The organism is Saccharopolyspora phatthalungensis (assembly GCF_014203395.1).
GTDB lineage: Bacteria > Actinomycetota > Actinomycetes > Mycobacteriales > Pseudonocardiaceae > Saccharopolyspora > Saccharopolyspora phatthalungensis.
Window position 1 is genome coordinate 840,965 of the sequence record NZ_JACHIW010000002.1, and the last position, 18,299, is coordinate 859,263.

An 18,299-nucleotide genomic window follows, 5' to 3' on the forward strand; every position below is an offset into this window, starting at 1 on the left:
GGGACACCTGCGGTGCATGGACATCGCCCCGGACGTCTTCGATTGCGACGAGCTCGGCTTCGGCGTCGTGACCTTGAGCGGACCGGTCCCGCCGGCGCTGGAACAGGCCGTGCGGCGTTGTGCCGCGAACTGCCCGGAAAACGCCATCAGCCTTCGATGACGGCGCCGCTGTCTGCTGTCGGAGAACAGATCGACGAAAAAGAGGGGGAACGAGGTGTCGGTCTGGAGCGAGGATTGCGCCGTTCCCGCGTCGCGGGGGCCAGCGCACCCGTCCGAGGGTGATATCGCCGTCGTCGGATTGTCCTGCCGCTTCCCGGGCGCGGACGGTCCGACGGCGCTGTGGTCGTTGCTGACCTCGGGTGCCACGGTTGATTCGCCGGTCCCGGAAGGGCGCTGGGACCGGTCGCTGCTGGACGCCCTGAGCCCGGATGAGGCCAGCATCATCCGGCAGGGCGCGTTCCTGGGCGATGTCGCCGGCTTCGACGCCGCCTTCTTCGGCATCTCGCCGCACGAGGCCGCGATGATGGACCCGCAGCAACGGCTCCTGCTGGAGCTCGGCTGGGAAGCGCTTGAGGATGCCGGAATCCCCGGCAAGTCCGTCGCGGGCAGCGCGCTCGGCGTCTTCGTCGGCGTGGCGGGCGACGACTACGGCATGCTGATCCGCGAGCGGGGCCCGGATTCGATCACGCCACACACGTTCACCGGCTCCTTGCGCGGCATCGTCGCCAACCGCGTTTCGTACTTCCTGCGGGCGAATGGCCCCAGTCTTGTCGTCGATGCCGGGCAGGCGTCCTCGCTCGTGGCTGTCCACGTCGCCGCGGAAAGCCTCCGCAGAGGTGATTGTGCCGTCGCGATCGCGGGTGGCGTCGCTCTCCGGCTGGCGCCGCACCATTCGATCGCCGCCCACCGCTTCGGCGCTTTGTCCCCCGACGGGCGGTGCCACGTCTTCGACGCACGGGCGAACGGTTTCGGCCAGGGCGAAGGCGGCGGTGCCGTCGTGCTCAAACCACTGGCGTCCGCCATCGCCGATGGGGATGAGGTCTACTGCGTGTTTCGCGGCAGCGCGGTGAACAATGACGGGGGCGGTGACCAGCTGTCGACGCCCACGCAGCGGGCGCAGGCCGAGGTGATCCGGGCCGCCCACCGGCGTGCGCGCACCGACCCGGGCAATGTCGCCTATGTCGAGTTGCACGGCACGGGCACGAGCGTCGGAGACCCGGTCGAGGCCGCCGCGCTGGGCGAGGCGATCGGTGCCGCCGGTGGGCCCGCGAGCCCACTGCGGGTGGGGTCGATCAAGTCGAACATCGGCCATCTGGAGGCGGCCGCGGGCATCGCCGGATTCATCAAGACCGCGCTGTGCATTCGCGCGGGCATCCTCGTGCCGACCGCGGGGTTCGGCACACCCAATCCGCAGATTCCGTTGCGGGAGCTCAATCTTCGGGTGCAGAGCACGGTGGAGCCGGTAGCCGACCGCTCCGCGTTGTTCGGCGTGAGTTCCTTCGGGGTCGGTGGCACGAACTGCCACGTCGTGCTGTCCGCGCCGCCGCTTTCGGCATCGCGCCAGGCCCCGGAAACGAGCACCAAAGCCCCGGTGGTAGCCGATTCCGACGCCACGCCGGTGCCGCTGGTGCTGTCCGGGGCCAGCGCGGCGGCGTTGCGCGCGCAGGCCACCCGCCTCGCACCCGCGCTCGACGACAACTCGCCGGTGGACGTGGGGTGGTCGCTGGTCACCTCGCGGTCTGGTTTGGCGCACCGCGCCGTGGTGCTGGGCGCGGACCGGACGGCCACGGGAGCCGCGCCGGCAGGTCTCTCGGCGCTGGCCGCCGGGGAGCCCGCCGAGCTGGTCCGTTCGGGGCGAGCCACGGGCCACCGGGTCGGAGTTTTCGTGTTTCCCGGGCAAGGTTCGCAGTGGGTGGGCATGGCCGCCGGGCTCCTGGACTCCTCCCCGGTGTTCGCCGAATCCATCCACCGCTGCGAACAGGCTCTCGCGCCATTCGTTGACTGGACACTGACCGAGGTGTTGCGCGGCGCCGGCGCCGCGGCGGAACTGGATCGGGTCGATGTGGTGCAGCCGGCGCTGTGGGCGGTCATGATCGGTCTTGCCGACGTCTGGCAGGCGCTCGGCGTTCGCCCCGCCGCCGTCGTCGGCCATTCCCAGGGCGAGATCGCCGCCGCGTGTGTCGCCGGCATCCTTGGCCTCGACGACGGCGCCCGCATCGTCGCGTTGCGCAGCCAGATCATCGCCGAGCACTTGGCCGGCAAGGGCGGCATGGCCTCGGTCGCCCTGCCTGCGGATGCCCTGCGCGAGATACTCGTCGACCATCCCGAGATCAGCGTGGCCGCACTCAACGGCCCTCGGTCCACAGTGGTCAGTGGCGCGTCGGATCCGCTGGAGCGACTGCTCAAGGTACTGGAGAACCGAAACATCCGAGTGCGGGTCCGCCGCGTGCCGGTCGACTACGCCTCGCACTCCCCCCACGTCGACGCGATCGAAGACGATCTCCGGCGGGCTCTGGCGCCGATCACGCCGCCCGTCGGCGAGATCGCGTTCCACTCCACCGTTACCGGAACCCCGGTGTCCGGCACCGAACTCACCCCCGACTACTGGTTCCGCAATCTCCGCAACACCGTGCTGTTCCACCCCACGATCGAGAGCCTGATCCGGGACAGCACCGCGTTCATCGAACCCAGCCCGCACCCGGTGCTCACGGTCCGCATCGAGGAGACAGCGCAGGAATCGGGCATTCCGGCCGGGGTCATCGGCACCCTCCACCGCGGCGACGGCACGCTCACCCGCCTGCTCGCCTCCGCCGGCGAAGCGTGGATTCATGGTCTGCCGGTCGACTGGACGGCCGTGTTCGGTGGCTCCGGCGCACGGCGGATTCCGCTGCCGAGCTACCCGTTCCAGCGCACCCGCCACTGGTTCGACGGCGTGTCCGAGCAATCCGACGAGGACCTCACGGCGCTCGAACTCAAGCTCCGCGAGACGGGCTCGGAGGGGATGCCGGACGTCCTGTTCGACCTGGTTCGCCGCCACACGGCCGTGGCCTTGGGGTACGGGGATCCCGCGCAGGTGAGTGCCGAGGTCACATTCCGGGATCAGGGGCTGACTTCGGCGGTCGGGGCGGGTATGTGCGCCGAGTTGGCCAAGGCCACCGGCGTGGCGCTGCCGCCGACCGCGGTCTTCGACCACCCCACGCCGACGGCGCTGGCGCGGCATCTTGAGCAGCAGCTGCGAGGCGGCGCGCGGACGACTGCCGCAACGGTGCGTGGGAGCTCTGTGGTGGGCGGCGACGATCCGGTGGCGATCGTCGGCATGGCTTGCCGCTATCCGGGTGAGGTGGCCTCGCCCGAGGATCTGTGGCAGCTCGTCGCCGACCACCGGGACGTGATCGGCGACTTCCCGGCGGACCGGGGCTGGGACCTGGACCGGTTGCTGGGCGGCGGACCGGACGGCTCGGTCGCCCGTGGCGGCGGTTTCCTGCACGGCATCGCCGGTTTCGACGCCGAGTTCTTCGGGATCTCGCCGCGCGAGGCGCTGGCGATGGATCCGCAGCAGCGGCATTTGCTGGAGATCGCGTGGGAGGCCGTCGAACGCGCGGCGATCAACCCGCAGCAGTTGCGCGGCAGCGACACCGGGGTATTCGTCGGTCTTATGGCCCAGGACTATGGCCCTCGGCTGCATGAGCCCGCGGACGGGACCGACGGCTACCGGTTGACGGGCAGCACGACGAGCGTGGCCTCCGGGCGGATCTCCTATCTACTCGGCCTGGAAGGCCCGGCGGTCACCGTCGACACGGCGTGTTCCTCGTCGCTGGTCGCGCTGCACCTGGCCGCGCAGGCACTCCGCAATGGCGAATGCTCGCTGGCGCTGGCGGGCGGTGCGACCATCATGTCCACGCCGGGCATCTTGACGGAGTTCAGTCGGCAGGGCGGACTGTCCGTCGATGGCCGGTGCAAGGCGTTTTCCAGCATGGCCGACGGCACCGGCTGGGGCGAAGGCGTCGGCATCGTCGTGCTGGAGCGGCTTTCGGACGCCCGCCGCAACGGTCACCCGGTGCAGGCGATCGTTCGGGGCTCCGCGATCAACCAGGACGGCGCCTCCAACGGACTGACCGCCCCCCACGGACCCTCCCAGCAGCGAGTGATCCGCCAAGCCCTCACCAACGCTGGACTGACACCGTCCGAAGTAGACGCTGTCGAGGCACACGGAACCGGAACCCGGCTCGGCGACCCCATCGAAGCACAAGCACTCCTAGCCACCTACGGCCAGGACCGCGAAATCCCGCTGTGGCTAGGCTCGGTGAAATCCAACATCGGCCACACCCAAGCCGCCGCAGGCATCGCCGGCGTCATCAAAATGGTGCAGGCCATGCGGCACGGCACGCTCCCCTCAACCCTCCACATCGATGAGCCCACGCCCTACGTGGACTGGAGTTCCGGCGCGGTTGCGCTGCTAACCGAAGACCAGCAATGGCCGGACACCGGCCGACCCCGCCGCGCCGCCATCTCCTCGTTCGGCATCAGCGGGACCAACGCCCACCTCATCCTCGAACAACCACCACGGCCGCCTGTCGAGGCAGCACCGCCGTCTGCTGGGCCGCGCATCTGCGCTGACTCCTCGGTGGCCGAATCCGCCGTGCCGTGGCTGCTCTCCGCGCACAGTGAGACCGCGATGCGCGCTCAGGCGGAACGGTTGCAGAGTCGGCTGAGCGCGGACCCGGTCGAAGTCGCGATGGCACTCGCGACCACGCGTCCGGAATTCGACTACCGGGCCGCCGTTTTCGGCCCCGACCGAGCCGGCGCGTTGGCCGCACTGAGCGCTGGGCGGCAGGTCGACGGGCTTGTCCGGGGCGTTGCGGAGCCGGTGGACAAGGTCGTGTTCGTCTACCCGGGCCAAGGCGCCCAATGGATCGGCATGGGCGCAACACTCCTCGACACCGCACCAGCCTTCGCCAAAGCCATCCACGACTGCGAACAAGCCCTCAACCCCCACGTCGACTGGTCCCTCACCCACATCCTCCGCGACACCACCAACCCCACCCACCTCGACCGAGTCGACATCCTTCAACCCGCCCTCTGGGCCATCATGATCGCCCTCACCAAACTCTGGGCCACCCTCGGCATCACCCCCGACGCCGTCATCGGCCACTCCCAAGGCGAAATCGCCGCCGCATGCGTCGCCGGCATCCTCACCCTCGAAGACGCCGCCCGCATCACCGCACTCCGCAGCAAACTCATCGCCGAGCACTTGGCCGGCCACGGCGGCATGGCCACCATTGCCCAACCCGCCGACACCCTCCACGACCTCCTCGCCGACCACCCCCACATCAGCATCGCCGCCCTCAACAGCCCCCACTCCACCGTCATCAGCGGACCCACCGAACCCCTCGAACGACTGCTCACAATGCTGGAACAAAGGGGTATCCGCACCCGCCGCATCCCCGTCGACTACGCCTCCCACTCCACCCAGGTCGACACCATCAAAAACGAACTCCGCCAAGCCCTACAACCCATATCGCCACGCCACGGCACCATCCCCTTCCACTCCACGGTCACCACCACACCACTACCCGGTACTCACCTCACCCCCGACTACTGGCACCAAAATCTCCGCAACACCGTCCAATTCCACCCCACCGTCGAAAAGCTCGTCTTCCCCCGTACCACCTTCATCGAACCCAGCCCACACCCCGTACTCACCCTCCCCATCCAAGAAATCAACGACACCGCCAACACCATCGCCACCCTCCACCGCGACAAAGACACCCTCACCCACTTCCTCACCAACGCCGCCACCGCCTGGACCCAGGGCCTCCCGACCGCCTGGACCGCCCTCCACCCCACTCCACCACCACACACCCCCCTCCCCACCTACCCCTTCCAACACACCCACTACTGGCCCGAAAAACCGGACAAGGCCATCGAGCAGTCCGACGACTTCGGGTTCTGGAACGCGGTGGAGACCCAGGACACCGCCGCATTCGCCGACGTGCTCGGCCTCCCCAGCCGCGAAAACCCCAGTCACGAAAACCCCAGTCGCGAAAACCCCAGTGGCGAAAACGCGGCGGAGCCCGGCCCGTCATGGCTCGATGAGGCTCTGCCGGCAATGGCTCAGTGGCGTCGGCGCAATCGTGAAAGCACGGCGCTGCGCGCACTTCGCTATGCGGTCGAATGGAAACCGTTGACGACGCTGGGCACCTCGACGCCCACCGGCTCCTGGCTGGTCGTGCTGCCGGAGAGCCGCCGCGAAACCCCGTGGGCACGTGCATTACCGAAGGCGTTGCGGGCCAGTGGTTCCGAGGTCACCGAGCTGTGGCTGGACACCGACAGCGAGTCCGACCGGCACATCCTCGGCGCACGGTTGCAGGACATGGACGGCATCAACGGCATCGTGTCGCTGCTCGCCTTCGACGACGCGCCACAGCCGGAATCTCCCGCGCTCCCGCGCTGCCTCGCAGCCAAACTGGCTTTGATCCAAGCGCTTGCCGATGTTGATCTGAAAGTGCCGCTGTGGAACGTGACGTGCGGTGCGGTGGGTGTCGGGCGTTCGGACGCGCCGCGCCGACCGGTGCAGAACCAGATCTGGGGGTTCGGCCGGGTGGTGGCGCTGGAGCAGCCCGAGCGCTGGGGCGGCCTCATCGACGTGGCCGAGGAGCCGGATCAGCGCTCGCTGTCCCGGTTGCTGGCGGCCCTCGCGCAGTCCGTTGAAGACCAGGTCGCTATCCGCGCGTCCGGGACGTTTGCACGCCGCGTGCTCCCCGCTTCTTCCCCGCCGGTCGCGCGCACGAGCTGCCCGCCGCGCGGCACCGTTCTGATCACCGGCGGCACCGGCGCGCTAGGGGCCCAGGTCGCCCGCCGCCTGGCGCAGGACGGGGCGGCTCACCTGGTGCTCGCCTCGCTGCGGGGGCCGGACGCCCCCGGTGCCGAAGCGCTCGCCGACGAACTCCGGTCGCTGGGCAGCCAGGTCAGCATCGTGGCATGCGACATCGGTGATCGTGCGGCCGTGGCCGCCCTGCTCGCGGGACTACCCGACGCGGTCCCGTTGACCACGGTAATCCACGCGGCGGGCACCCTCGACGACGCCGTCATCGACGCACTCACCCCCGCCCAACTCGACCGGGTGCTGCGCGTGAAGGCCGAAGGCGCCCGGCACCTGCACGAACTCACCCTCGATCTGGATCTGGACGATTTCGTTCTCTTCTCGTCGATCTCCGGTGTGCTCGGCATTCCCGGCCAGGGAAACTACGCGCCCGGCAACGCATACCTGGACGCCCTGGCCGAACACCGCCGCGCGCTCGGCCTACCGGCCACCGCCTACGCCTGGGGACCGTGGGCCGGGGATGGGATGGCGGGGGCCTCGGTGGCCGACCGGCTCCGCCGCCACGGGGTTCCCACCCTGTCTCCGGACCAGGCGTTGACGATCCTGTCCGGGGGCTCGGCCGAGCCACGCGCCGCCGTCATGGTCGCCGACATACGCTGGGAACGCTTTTTCCTCGCCTACTCCGAGGCACGCCGGCGCCCGCTCATCGAGGACCTGCCGCAAGTTCGGGCGTTGATCGACGCGGGCGCGGGCGGCCGGACGAAAGCCGATGACCAGCCGCTAACCGACCGGCTGCGGTCGATGCCGCCGCAGCGACGTTCGGCGACCCTGCTCGACCTCGTGCGCACCCAGGTCGCGGCCGTGCTCGGCCACGCCGACGCGCATGGCATCGACACCGAACGTCCCTTCCAAGCAACCGGTTTCGATTCGCTGACCGGTGTGGAACTGCGCAACCGGCTCAGCGCGGAGGTCGGCGTACGGCTGCCGTCCAGCCTCGTTTTCGATCACCCGACACCGGGCGCGGTGGCACGCTTTCTCGAAGCGGAGTTGGTGGGTTCGGAAGTCGCGGACGAGCACTCCACGGTGACGGCGTCCGGTGCCGAGGAACCCGTGGTGATCGTCGGTATGGCGTGCCGGTATCCGGGGCAGGTGACCTCACCCGAGGAGTTGTGGCGGCTCGTTTCGGCAGGCGGGGACGCGATCGGCGACTTCCCGGCCGACCGCGGTTGGGATCCCGAACGGCTCGCCGCCTCGGTCACCCGTCGTGGCGGATTCCTCCACGACATGGCCGGTTTCGACGCCGGTTTCTTCGGGATTTCGCCCCGCGAAGCGCTGGCGATGGACCCGCAGCAGCGGCTGCTGCTGGAAACGTCCTGGGAGACCTTCGAGCGCAGCGGGATCGACCCGCACAGCCTGCGCGGCACGGACACCGGGGTGTTCGTCGGTCTTTCCTACCAGGACTATCAGTCCCGGGTCGTCGATACCGCGCCGGAGCTGGAGGGTTATTTGCTCACCGGCACGACCGCGAGTGTCGCCTCCGGCCGGGTGGCCTACACCTTCGGGCTGGAAGGGCCTGCCGTCACCGTAGACACGGCATGCTCGTCGTCGCTGGTCGCGCTGCACTTGGCCGCGGAGGCGGTGCGCCGGGGCGAGTGTTCGATGGCGCTCGCCGGGGGTGTCGCGCTGATGGCGACGCCGCACATGTTCATCGAGTTCAGTCGGCAGGGCGGACTGTCTCCGGACGGCCGCTGCAAGGCGTTTTCCAGTGACGCCGACGGCTTCGGTTCCGGGGAGGGAGTCGGCCTGCTGCTCGTGGAGCGGCTTTCGGATGCCCGCCGCAACGGTCACCCGGTGCTGGCGATCGTCCGCGGCTCCGCGGTCAACCAGGACGGCGCCTCCAACGGGCTCACCGCCCCCCACGGACCCTCCCAGCAGCGAGTGATCCGCCAAGCCCTGGCCAACGCCGGACTGTCACCGTCCGAAGTGGACGCCGTCGAAGCGCACGGAACCGGAACCCGGCTCGGCGACCCCATTGAAGCACAAGCACTCCTGGCCACCTACGGCCACGACCGCGAAAACTCGCTGTGGCTGGGCTCGGTGAAATCCAACATCGGCCACACCCAAGCCGCCGCAGGCATCGCGAGCGTCATCAAAATGACGCTCGCCATGCAGCACGGCATCCTCCCGCAAACCCTCCACATCACGGAGCCGACACCCGAGGTCGACTGGGGTTCCGGCGCGGTCGCACTGCTGACCGAGAACCGGCAATGGCCCGAGACCGGCCGACCCCGCCGCGCCGCCATTTCCTCGTTCGGCATCAGCGGGACCAACGCCCACCTCATCCTCGAACAACCATCGCAGCCGGCTGCCGAGGCCGCACCGCAAGACACCGAAACCTTGGACGCTCCCGCCGATGAGCCGGTGGTGCCCTGGGTGCTGTCGGCCAAAAGCCCGGAAGCGTTGCGGGCCCAGGCTTCCCGACTGGCCGAGCATGTGACCGACGAGCACTCCATCCACGACGTCGCCTATTCGCTGGCCACCACCCGAGCCGTGCTGGACCACCGCGCCGTCGTCCTGGGCCACACCCGGGACGAGCTGCGGGCAAGACTGACCGAACTCGCCCACGGAACCGACCCGATCGAGGCTGCGGGGCCGGTGGACAAGGTCGTGTTCGTCTACCCGGGCCAAGGCGCCCAATGGATCGGCATGGGCGCACAACTCCTCGACACCGCACCAGCCTTCGCCAAAGCCATCCACGACTGCGAACACGCCCTCAACCCCCACGTCGACTGGTCCCTCACCCACATCCTCCGCGACACCACCAACCCCACCCACCTCGACCGAGTCGACATCCTCCAACCCACCCTCTGGGCCATCATGATCGCCCTCACCAAACTCTGGGCCACCCTCGGCATCACCCCCGACGCCGTCATCGGCCACTCCCAAGGCGAAATCGCCGCCGCATGCGTCGCCGGCATCCTCACCCTCCAAGACGCCGCCCGCATCACCGCACTCCGCAGCAAACTCATCGCCCACCACCTCGCCGGCAAGGGCGGTATGGCGTCGGTCGCACTGCCCGCAGATGCCCTCCACGACCTCCTCGCCGACCACCCCCACATCAGCATCGCCGCCCTCAACAGCCCCCACTCCACCGTCATCAGCGGACCCACCGAACCCCTCAACACACTCTTGACCACACTCGAAAACAACAACATCCACATCCACCGCATCCCCGTCGACTATGCCTCCCACTCTGCCCACGTCGACACCATCCACACCGCACTCCGCCACGCCCTCCAACCCATCACCCCCCAACCCGCCACCATCCCCTTCCACTCCACCGTCACCGGAACCCTGGCGTCGGGCAGCGAACTCACCCCCGACTACTGGTACCGCAACCTCCGCGACACCGTCCAATTCCACCCCACCATCCACACTCTCCACACCCCCCACACCATCTACCTCGAACCCAGCCCACACCCCGTCCTCACTCACCCCATCCAACAAACCACCGACACCACCCACACCATCCCCACTCTCCACCGCGACAACGACACCCTCACCCACTTCCTCACCAACGCCGCCACCGCCTGGACCCATGGCCTCCCCACCACCTGGACCACCCCCCACACCACCCCACCACCGCACACCGCTCTCCCCACCTACCCCTTCCAGCACACCCACTACTGGCCCAAGGCACGCGTCGGCGGTGCGCTGGATCTTGCGGCGGCCGGCCAGAATGCGCTGCGGCACCCTCTGCTTACCGCGTGCGTACCACTGGCCGACGGCGGTGTGCTGTGCACCGGCAGGATTTCGCTCGAAACCGACCCCTGGCTCGCCGACCACGTGGTGGCGGGTGTCGTGTTGCTGCCCGGCACGGCCTTCGTGGAGATGGCCGTGCGCGCCGGCGACGAGGTCGACTGCGATGTCGTCGAAGACCTGACGCTCACTGCCCCGCTGCCGCTTCCCGACGAAGGCGGCATCCACGTCCAGGTTCACCTAGTGCCGGAGGGCACCGGCAGTTACGCGCTGAATATCCATGCCCGACCGGAGAATGCGCTTGACAGCGACCCGTGGACGTCGCACGCCACCGGCACTCTCACTCGCGCCCGAGCCGAAGACTCAGTGGCCGACGCACCGTGGCCGCCGATCGGCGCTGCACCACTGCCACTCGATGAACTTTATGACCGTCTCGCCGGGCACGGATACGCGTACGGGCCGACTTTCCAAGGGCTGCGGGTTGCTTGGGCGTCGGCGGACGAGGTTTTCGCGGAGGTCGTGCTCCCAGAAGAAGCGCGCGCGGATGCGAAGCAGTTCTCGCTGCATCCTGCGTTGCTGGACGCGGCGTCCCAGACAGTGCTGCTGCCGATGCTGTCCCGGGGCGAAGCGCCCTCCGTCCTCCCGTTCGCATGGCGGAACTTCACCGTGCACGCCACGGGAGCCGACACGGTACGGGTCCACCTGTCCGCACAACACCGGCTGGTGATCACCGACCCCGCCGACGCACTGGTGGCCGAAGCCGAGGCCCTCTCCTTGCGACCGGTGGACCTCACGGCGATTGCCCGGGCCGGCGGGCGTGACGGGCTCTTCCGGATCGAATGGAGCGAATTCACCCCCCAGTCCGGATTGCGCGCGGACGCACATGTGGACGTGGCCAGCGCCGCGGATCTCCCGGTACTCGCCGCCGCGAACGTTCCGCCCCTGGTTTTCGCGCGCCTCGACAGGCAGCGCGACGACTACGAGACGCCGTCGGCCGCGGCTGCGCACGCCGAGACCCAGCATGCGCTGGGTCTGCTGCAAGCCTGGCTCGCCGAGCCCCGGTTTTCCGACTCGCGGCTCGTGCTGGTGACGCGCGGCGCGGTCCAGGTAGCGGACGCGGTCCCCGCCCACACCCGGCACGCCGCGGTCTGGGGCTTGGTACGCAGCGCGCAAACCGAGAACCCGGGCCGGTTCGTGCTGGTGGACGTCGATGGCACCGACGACTCCTACCGGATGCTGCCGGTGGCAGTCGCCGACGGCGAACCGCAGATCGCGCTGCGTGCGGGCCGCGCACTCCTGCCCAGGCTGGTCCGCGTCGACGCTCCGCAAGTGCCCGCGCCGAGGTTCGATCCGGACGGCACCGTTCTGCTCACCGGTGGCAGCGGGACGCTTGGCGGCTTGCTGGCACGGCATCTCGTGGCACAGCACGGCGTGCGGCGTCTGCTGCTTGTAAGCAGGCAGGGGCCGCAGGCCGAGGGCACTGACCAGCTACTCGCGGAGCTGCGGGCCGCGGGTGCCCAGGTGGAGGCCGTCGCATGTGACGTGGCGGACCGGCGTGAGCTGAAAACCCTGCTCGAACAGGTGCCTTCCACGCATCCGCTGACGGCTGTGATCCATGCCGCCGGCGTGCTCGCCGACGGCGTCGTCGAATCGCTCACTCCGGAACTGGTCGACGAGGTCTGCAAACCGAAGATCGACGCGGCGGTCAACCTGCACGAACTGACCGACGATCTGGATGCCTTCGTCCTGTTCTCGTCGGCGGCTGGTGTGGTGGGTTCCGCCGGGCAGGCGAATTACGCGGCGGCCAACTCCTTCCTCGACGCGCTGGCCCGCTATCGCAGACACCGCGGTTCACCGGCCGTGTCGCTGGCTTGGGGGCTGTGGTCGGAGCGAAGCGCCCTGACCGGAGACCTCGACGAAACCGCGCTGCACCGCCTGTCCAGTCTCGGGATCGGCGCGCTACCGACGGAAAGCGCACTCGCGCTGTTCGACGCGGCGTTCGCCGGAGCGGAAGCGGCGGTAGTACCTCTGCGCCTCGACACCACGGCGCTGGTCGCCGGAACGTCGCCGGTTCCGCCGCTGCTGCGCGATCTCGTCCGGGCGCCCGTTCGGCGTTCGGCCGCACGCGAAAAAACACACCTGCTGGACGACATCCCGGCTGATCGGCGACCAGCGGTCCTGCTCGACCTGGTCCGGGAGCGGGCGGCCGGTGTGCTCGGTCTCGCTTCGTCCGAGGCGGTGTCGGCGACCAGGGCGTTCCGCGAGCTGGGTTTCGACTCGCTCGCCGCGGTCGAGCTGCGGAACCGGCTGAACCTGGCCACCGGCCTGCGGTTGCCCGCGACTCTCGTATTCGACCAGCCCAATCCCACTGCGCTGGCCCGCTACCTCGACGAACAACTCTCCGGGATGTCGCGGGCCGGTGCTAGCGCCCCCGCCGCCGCGCCGATCGACGACGATCCGGTGGTCATCGTCGGCATGGCGTGCCGTTACCCCGGTGGCAGCGATTCGCCCGATGCTCTCTGGCGGCTGGTTGAGAACGCCGGCGACGCGGTGGCGCATTTACCCACCGATCGCGGCTGGGACATCACCGCCGAGGGAGCTTTCCTTTACGACGCGGCCGAGTTCGATGCGGACTTCTTCGGGATCTCGCCGCGCGAGGCGTTGGCGATGGACCCGCAGCAGCGGCTGTTACTGGAGACCTCGTGGGAGGCGTTCGAACGCGCCGGTTTCGACGTGACGTCGTTGCGCGGGAGCCGAACCGGCGTCTTCGCGGGCGTCATGTACCACGATTACGGCGCACGGCTCACCAACGTCCCGCCCGATGTCGAGGGTTACCTGGTCAACGGCAGCGCTGGGAGCGTGGTTTCCGGAAGGGTGGCCTACTCCTTCGGATTGGAGGGCCCGGCAGTCACCGTCGACACGGCGTGTTCCTCGTCGCTGGTCGCGCTGCATCTGGCCGCGCAGGCACTCCGCAACGGGGAATGCTCGCTGGCGCTAGCAGGCGGCGTCACCGTCATGGCTACACCGGCTCCGTTTGTGGAGTTCAGCAGGCAGGGCGGGCTTTCCGCCGATGGCCGCTGCAAGGCGTTTTCCAGCACCGCCGACGGCACCGGCTGGGGCGAAGGCGTCGGCATCGTAGTGCTGGAGCGACTTTCCGACGCCCACCGCAACCGCCACCCCGTGCTGGCCGTCGTCCGCGGCTCCGCCATCAACCAGGACGGCGCCTCCAACGGACTCACCGCCCCCAACGGACCCTCCCAGCAACGAGTCATCCGCCAAGCCCTCACCAACGCCGGACTAACACCGTCCGAAGTGGACGCCGTCGAAGCCCACGGAACCGGAACCCGGCTCGGCGACCCCATCGAAGCACAAGCACTCCTCGCCACCTACGGCCAGGACCGTCAAGCACCGCTATGGCTGGGATCCATCAAATCCAATATCGGCCACACCCAAGCCGCCGCCGGCATCGCCGGCATCATCAAGATGACGCTCGCCATGCAGCACGGCACCCTCCCCCAAACCCTCCACATCGACCAACCCACACCCGAGGTCGACTGGAAATCGGGCGCAGTCGCACTGCTCACCGAGAACCGGCGATGGCCCGACACCGGCCGACCCCGCCGCGCCGCCGTCTCCTCCTTCGGCGTCAGCGGCACCAATGCCCACGTCATCCTCGAACAAGCACCCGATACGCCACCAGCCGAACCTCATGCCGCTGTACCGGTGGTGCCGTGGGTGCTGTCCGCGAAAACCCCCGAAGCCCTTCGCGCTCAGGCCGCGCAGCTGGCCGACCACCTCACCGACGAGACATCGGTACCCGACATCGGCTACTCGCTGGCCACCACGCGAGCCGCGTTCGAGGAACGCGCCGTCGTCGTCGCTGGTGACCTCGATGAACGCGCCCAGGCACTTGCCGCGCTCGCGCAGGGGGTGAGCAACCCCGACGTCATCACCGGCCGCGCCGCCGAGAACAGCCTGGCAATGGTCTTCTCCGGCCAAGGTTCCCAACGACACCGCATGGGACACCAGCTCTACGAGACCTATCCCGCCTTCGCCGACGCCTTCGACACCGCCTGCACCGCAATCGACCCACACCTACCCCGTCCCCTACGCGACGCAGTGTTCGGCGAAGACCCCGAACTGATCAACCAGACCCAGTACGCGCAACCCGCGCTGTTCGCGTTCCAGGTCGCCCTGTACCGACTATGGGAATACTGGGGCATCCGGCCATCGGTCCTCGCCGGCCACTCCATCGGCGAAATCACCGCCGCCCACATCGCCGGGCTCCTCTCCCTCCCCGACGCGGCAACCATGATCTGCACGCGCGGCCGCCTCATGCAATCCCTGCCCGACCACGGCGCCATGGCAGCCGTCGCCGCAGCAGAAAACGACGTCCTGCCGCACCTCACCGGACACGAGCACGAAGTCGGCGTCGCCGCCATCAACAGCCCCACCTCACTCGTCCTCTCCGGAAACCGCACCACACTCAACGAAATCACCCGATCACTGCAAGAAAACGGCTACCGCGTGACCGAACTACGCGTCTCCCACGCCTTCCATTCCCCGCTCATCCAACCCATCCTGGCCCAGTTCCGCGAAGCCCTGGCCGGCCTGCGCTTCCAGGCCCCGGCTCTGCCGCTGGTCTCCACCCGCACCGGTCGGCTCATCGACAACGACACCCTGAGCGACCCCGACCACTGGATCCACCACGCGCGTCACACCGTCCAATTCGCCCGCGCCGTCACGACACTCGGCCAGCACGCCACCACCTACCTCGAAATCGGACCCGCCGCCACCCTCACCCCGCACCTGCCCAACACCGCAATCCCCTCACTGCATCACAACCAACCCGAACCCCAAGCCCTCAACACCGCACTCGCCACACTCCTCACCCACGGACTCGAACCAAACTGGCACAACTACTTCACCCACACCGGAGCACACACCACCGAACTGCCCACCTACCCCTTCCAACGCAAGCGCTACTGGCTCGACGACCAGCCCACCGACGCCGACCTCAACACCGCAGGACTCGACCCGGTCCACCACCCACTGCTGAAGGCTTCCGTGGCTTCCCCCTCTTCGGATGGGGTGCTGTTGGCCGGACGGGTCTCGCTGCGCACGCATCCCTGGCTCGCCGACCACGCCGCCTTCGGCTCGGTACTCCTGCCCGGTACCGCGTTCGTCGAGCTCGCGCTCCACGCCGGCTCGCAGTCGGGCCACCCGCATTTGGCCGAGCTCACGATCGACACTCCCCTTGTCCTTCCCGAGGATGGGGCGGTGCAACTGCGCGTCGAGGCCGGGGAATCCGACGCCGGACGGCGTCTCCTCGGGGTCTACTCCCGGCCCGAGGGAGCCGAGGAACCGTGGACGCGGCACGGCACAGGCGTGCTCACGACAGGCTCCGATCGTGTTCCCGCCGAACTGACGCAGTGGCCTCCAAAGGATGCAGAGTCGATCGACGTCGAGGGTCTTTACCGGCGGCTGGTCGAGTCGGGCGTGGCATACGGTTCGGGGTTCCGCGGCCTGCGGGCGGCGTGGGCGCGGGGCGACGAGATCTATGCCGAGGTCCGCGTGGACGACACGACCGAGGGCTTTCACCTCCACCCCGCACTGTTCGACGCCGCGCTCCACGCAAGCGCAGGTGGCGACTCGCCGAGCTTGCCGTTCTCGTGGACCGGTGTCACGGTCCACCGCGCGGGCGTTGACGAACTGCGCGTGCGCCTCGTCCGCCGCGGCTCCGGCGAATTCTCGCTCGATCTGGCGGATTCCTCCGGCGCGCCGGTCGCCACCGTCGATTCGCTCGTGGGTCGCCCGGTGACGAGCGACCAACTGCACCAGGCGCGGAGCGCACCCTCATTCCTGCTCGACTGGCAGCCTTTCGAGCCACAGACCGAGATCGGTGACCAGCAATGGGCCGTCGTGGGCGGTGCCGCCGACGTTCCCGCCGACGTCGCAGGGCTTCGCGTGACAGTGCACGGCGACATCGATGAAGCGCTGACCGCCGCGCCATCGGATGCGATCGTGCTGACCGACGCGGTGGAACCGGCGGTGAACGGTGACCTCGCCCGGGCCGCCCGCACCACGGCGGAGCGTGTGCTGGCTGCGTTGCAGAAATGGTTGGCGGACAAGGGTTCGACGCGTCTGGTGATCCTGACGCGTGGCGCCACCGACAGCACCGAGGACCACCCCCGACTGCCGGGGGCGGCGGTGTGGGGGCTTGTGCGGTCCGCGCAGCTGGAACATCCGGGCCGCCTCGTGCTCGTGGACACGGATGGCCACCCTGACTCCTGGCCCGCACTGCCCGCCGCGGTGCGGTCCGGCGAGCCCCAGATCGCATTGCGCGCCGGTCAGATGCACGTGCCGCGCCTCGTGGCTACGACTGCGGGGGATGCCGAGGTGTCCTGGGGTCCGGGCACCGTCCTGCTGACCGGCGCCTCGGGCGCGCTCGGCGGTGTATTCGCTCGTCATCTAGTGGAGTCGTGCGGCGTGCGCAGGCTGCTGCTCGTCAGCCGACGGGGCGCCGATGCCCCGGGGGCGGCCGATCTGGAAGCCCGGCTGCACGAGCTCGGCGCGGTCGTCGACTTCGCCGCGTGCGATGTCTCCGACCGGCGCGCGCTGTCGAAAGTCATCGCGTCGGTGCCGCCGCAGTGGCCGCTTTCCGCCGTGGTGCACTGCGCGGGAGCACTGGACGACGCCGCATTGACCGCGCAGTCGGGCGATCGCCTGGCGGCCGTGTTCGCACCGAAGGCGGATGCCGCTTGCCATCTGCACGAACTGACCAAGGATATGGACCTGTCCGCGTTCGTCCTGTTTTCTTCGGCGGCGGGCGTGCTGGGCGCGGCGGGCCAGGCGAATTACGCGGCGGCGAACGCGTTCGTCGACGCGCTGGCCGAGGTGCGGCGGGCTGCCGGGTTACCGGCGGTCTCCCTGGCGTGGGGTTTGTGGGACGCCGACGGCGGTATGGCGGGGCGGCTGGGCCAAACGGATCGTCGCCGGCTGGCACGCATCGGGATCACGCCGCTCGACGAGTCACGGGGTCGCGCGATGTTCGATGAGGCCCTTGCCACCGGCGAGCCGGTGGTCGCCCCGCTCATCCTCAACAAGGCGGCGCTGCGGTCCGCTTCGCGGGAGTCAGTTCCCGCAGTTCTGCACGGGTTTGTGCCGGTACCGAACACCGCGCCCCGCTCCCCGTCGCAGGCATCGGCTCCGCTCCAGGACCGGCTCGACGGGCTCGACGGCGCGCAGCGCAGAGCAGTCCTGCTCGACGTGGTGCGCACCGAAGTCGCCGGCACGCTCGGTCACGCCTCCGCCGCCGCGCTCGACCCGCACCGAAGCTTCGCCGAGCTCGGGTTCGATTCGCTTACGGCGGTCGAGCTGCGCAACCGGCTCGCGGCATTGAGCGGCCTGGCGCTGCCCGCGAACCTCGCCTTCGACCACCCCTCGCCGGACGCGCTCGCCGCTCACCTCGACGCGGCGCTGCCGGGCGCGCCCGGTTCCCTGCTCGACGAACTGGACCGGCTGGAGGCGGCGCTTACCGCCGTCGAAGGCCAGGTTTCGTCCGACCACGAGCAGGTGGCCAGGCGTCTCGCCGACCTGCTCGCCGGCTGGAAACGGCGCGGGGGCGCGAACCAAGCGGGACCAACGGCCGCCGACACCACCACACCGGAGGAATTGATGAGTTTCATCGACCAGAACCTCTGACTGCCCCGCCCCG

At 69.2% G+C, this 18,299-nt stretch carries 2 protein-coding genes; both read left to right on the forward strand.

Features of this window, described 5'->3' with window-relative positions; all coding sequences use genetic code 11:
• Positions 1-16 precede the first annotated feature (16 nt).
• Complete coding sequence (locus BJ970_RS30695; RefSeq protein WP_246471906.1) at positions 17-160, forward strand: ferredoxin; 144 nt, start codon at positions 17-19, stop codon at positions 158-160.
• Between the two features lie 54 nt (positions 161-214).
• Entirely contained in the window at positions 215-18,286 is an 18,072-nt protein-coding gene (locus tag BJ970_RS30700; RefSeq protein WP_184730704.1) for a type I polyketide synthase, read from the forward strand.
• Positions 18,287-18,299 lie beyond the last annotated feature (13 nt).

What these genes read in the sequence shown, in the direction of transcription:
- BJ970_RS30695 (WP_246471906.1), top strand. Translation starts at nt 17, where the DNA reads ATGGACATCGCCCCGGACGTCTTCGATTGCGACGAGCTCGGCTTCGGC.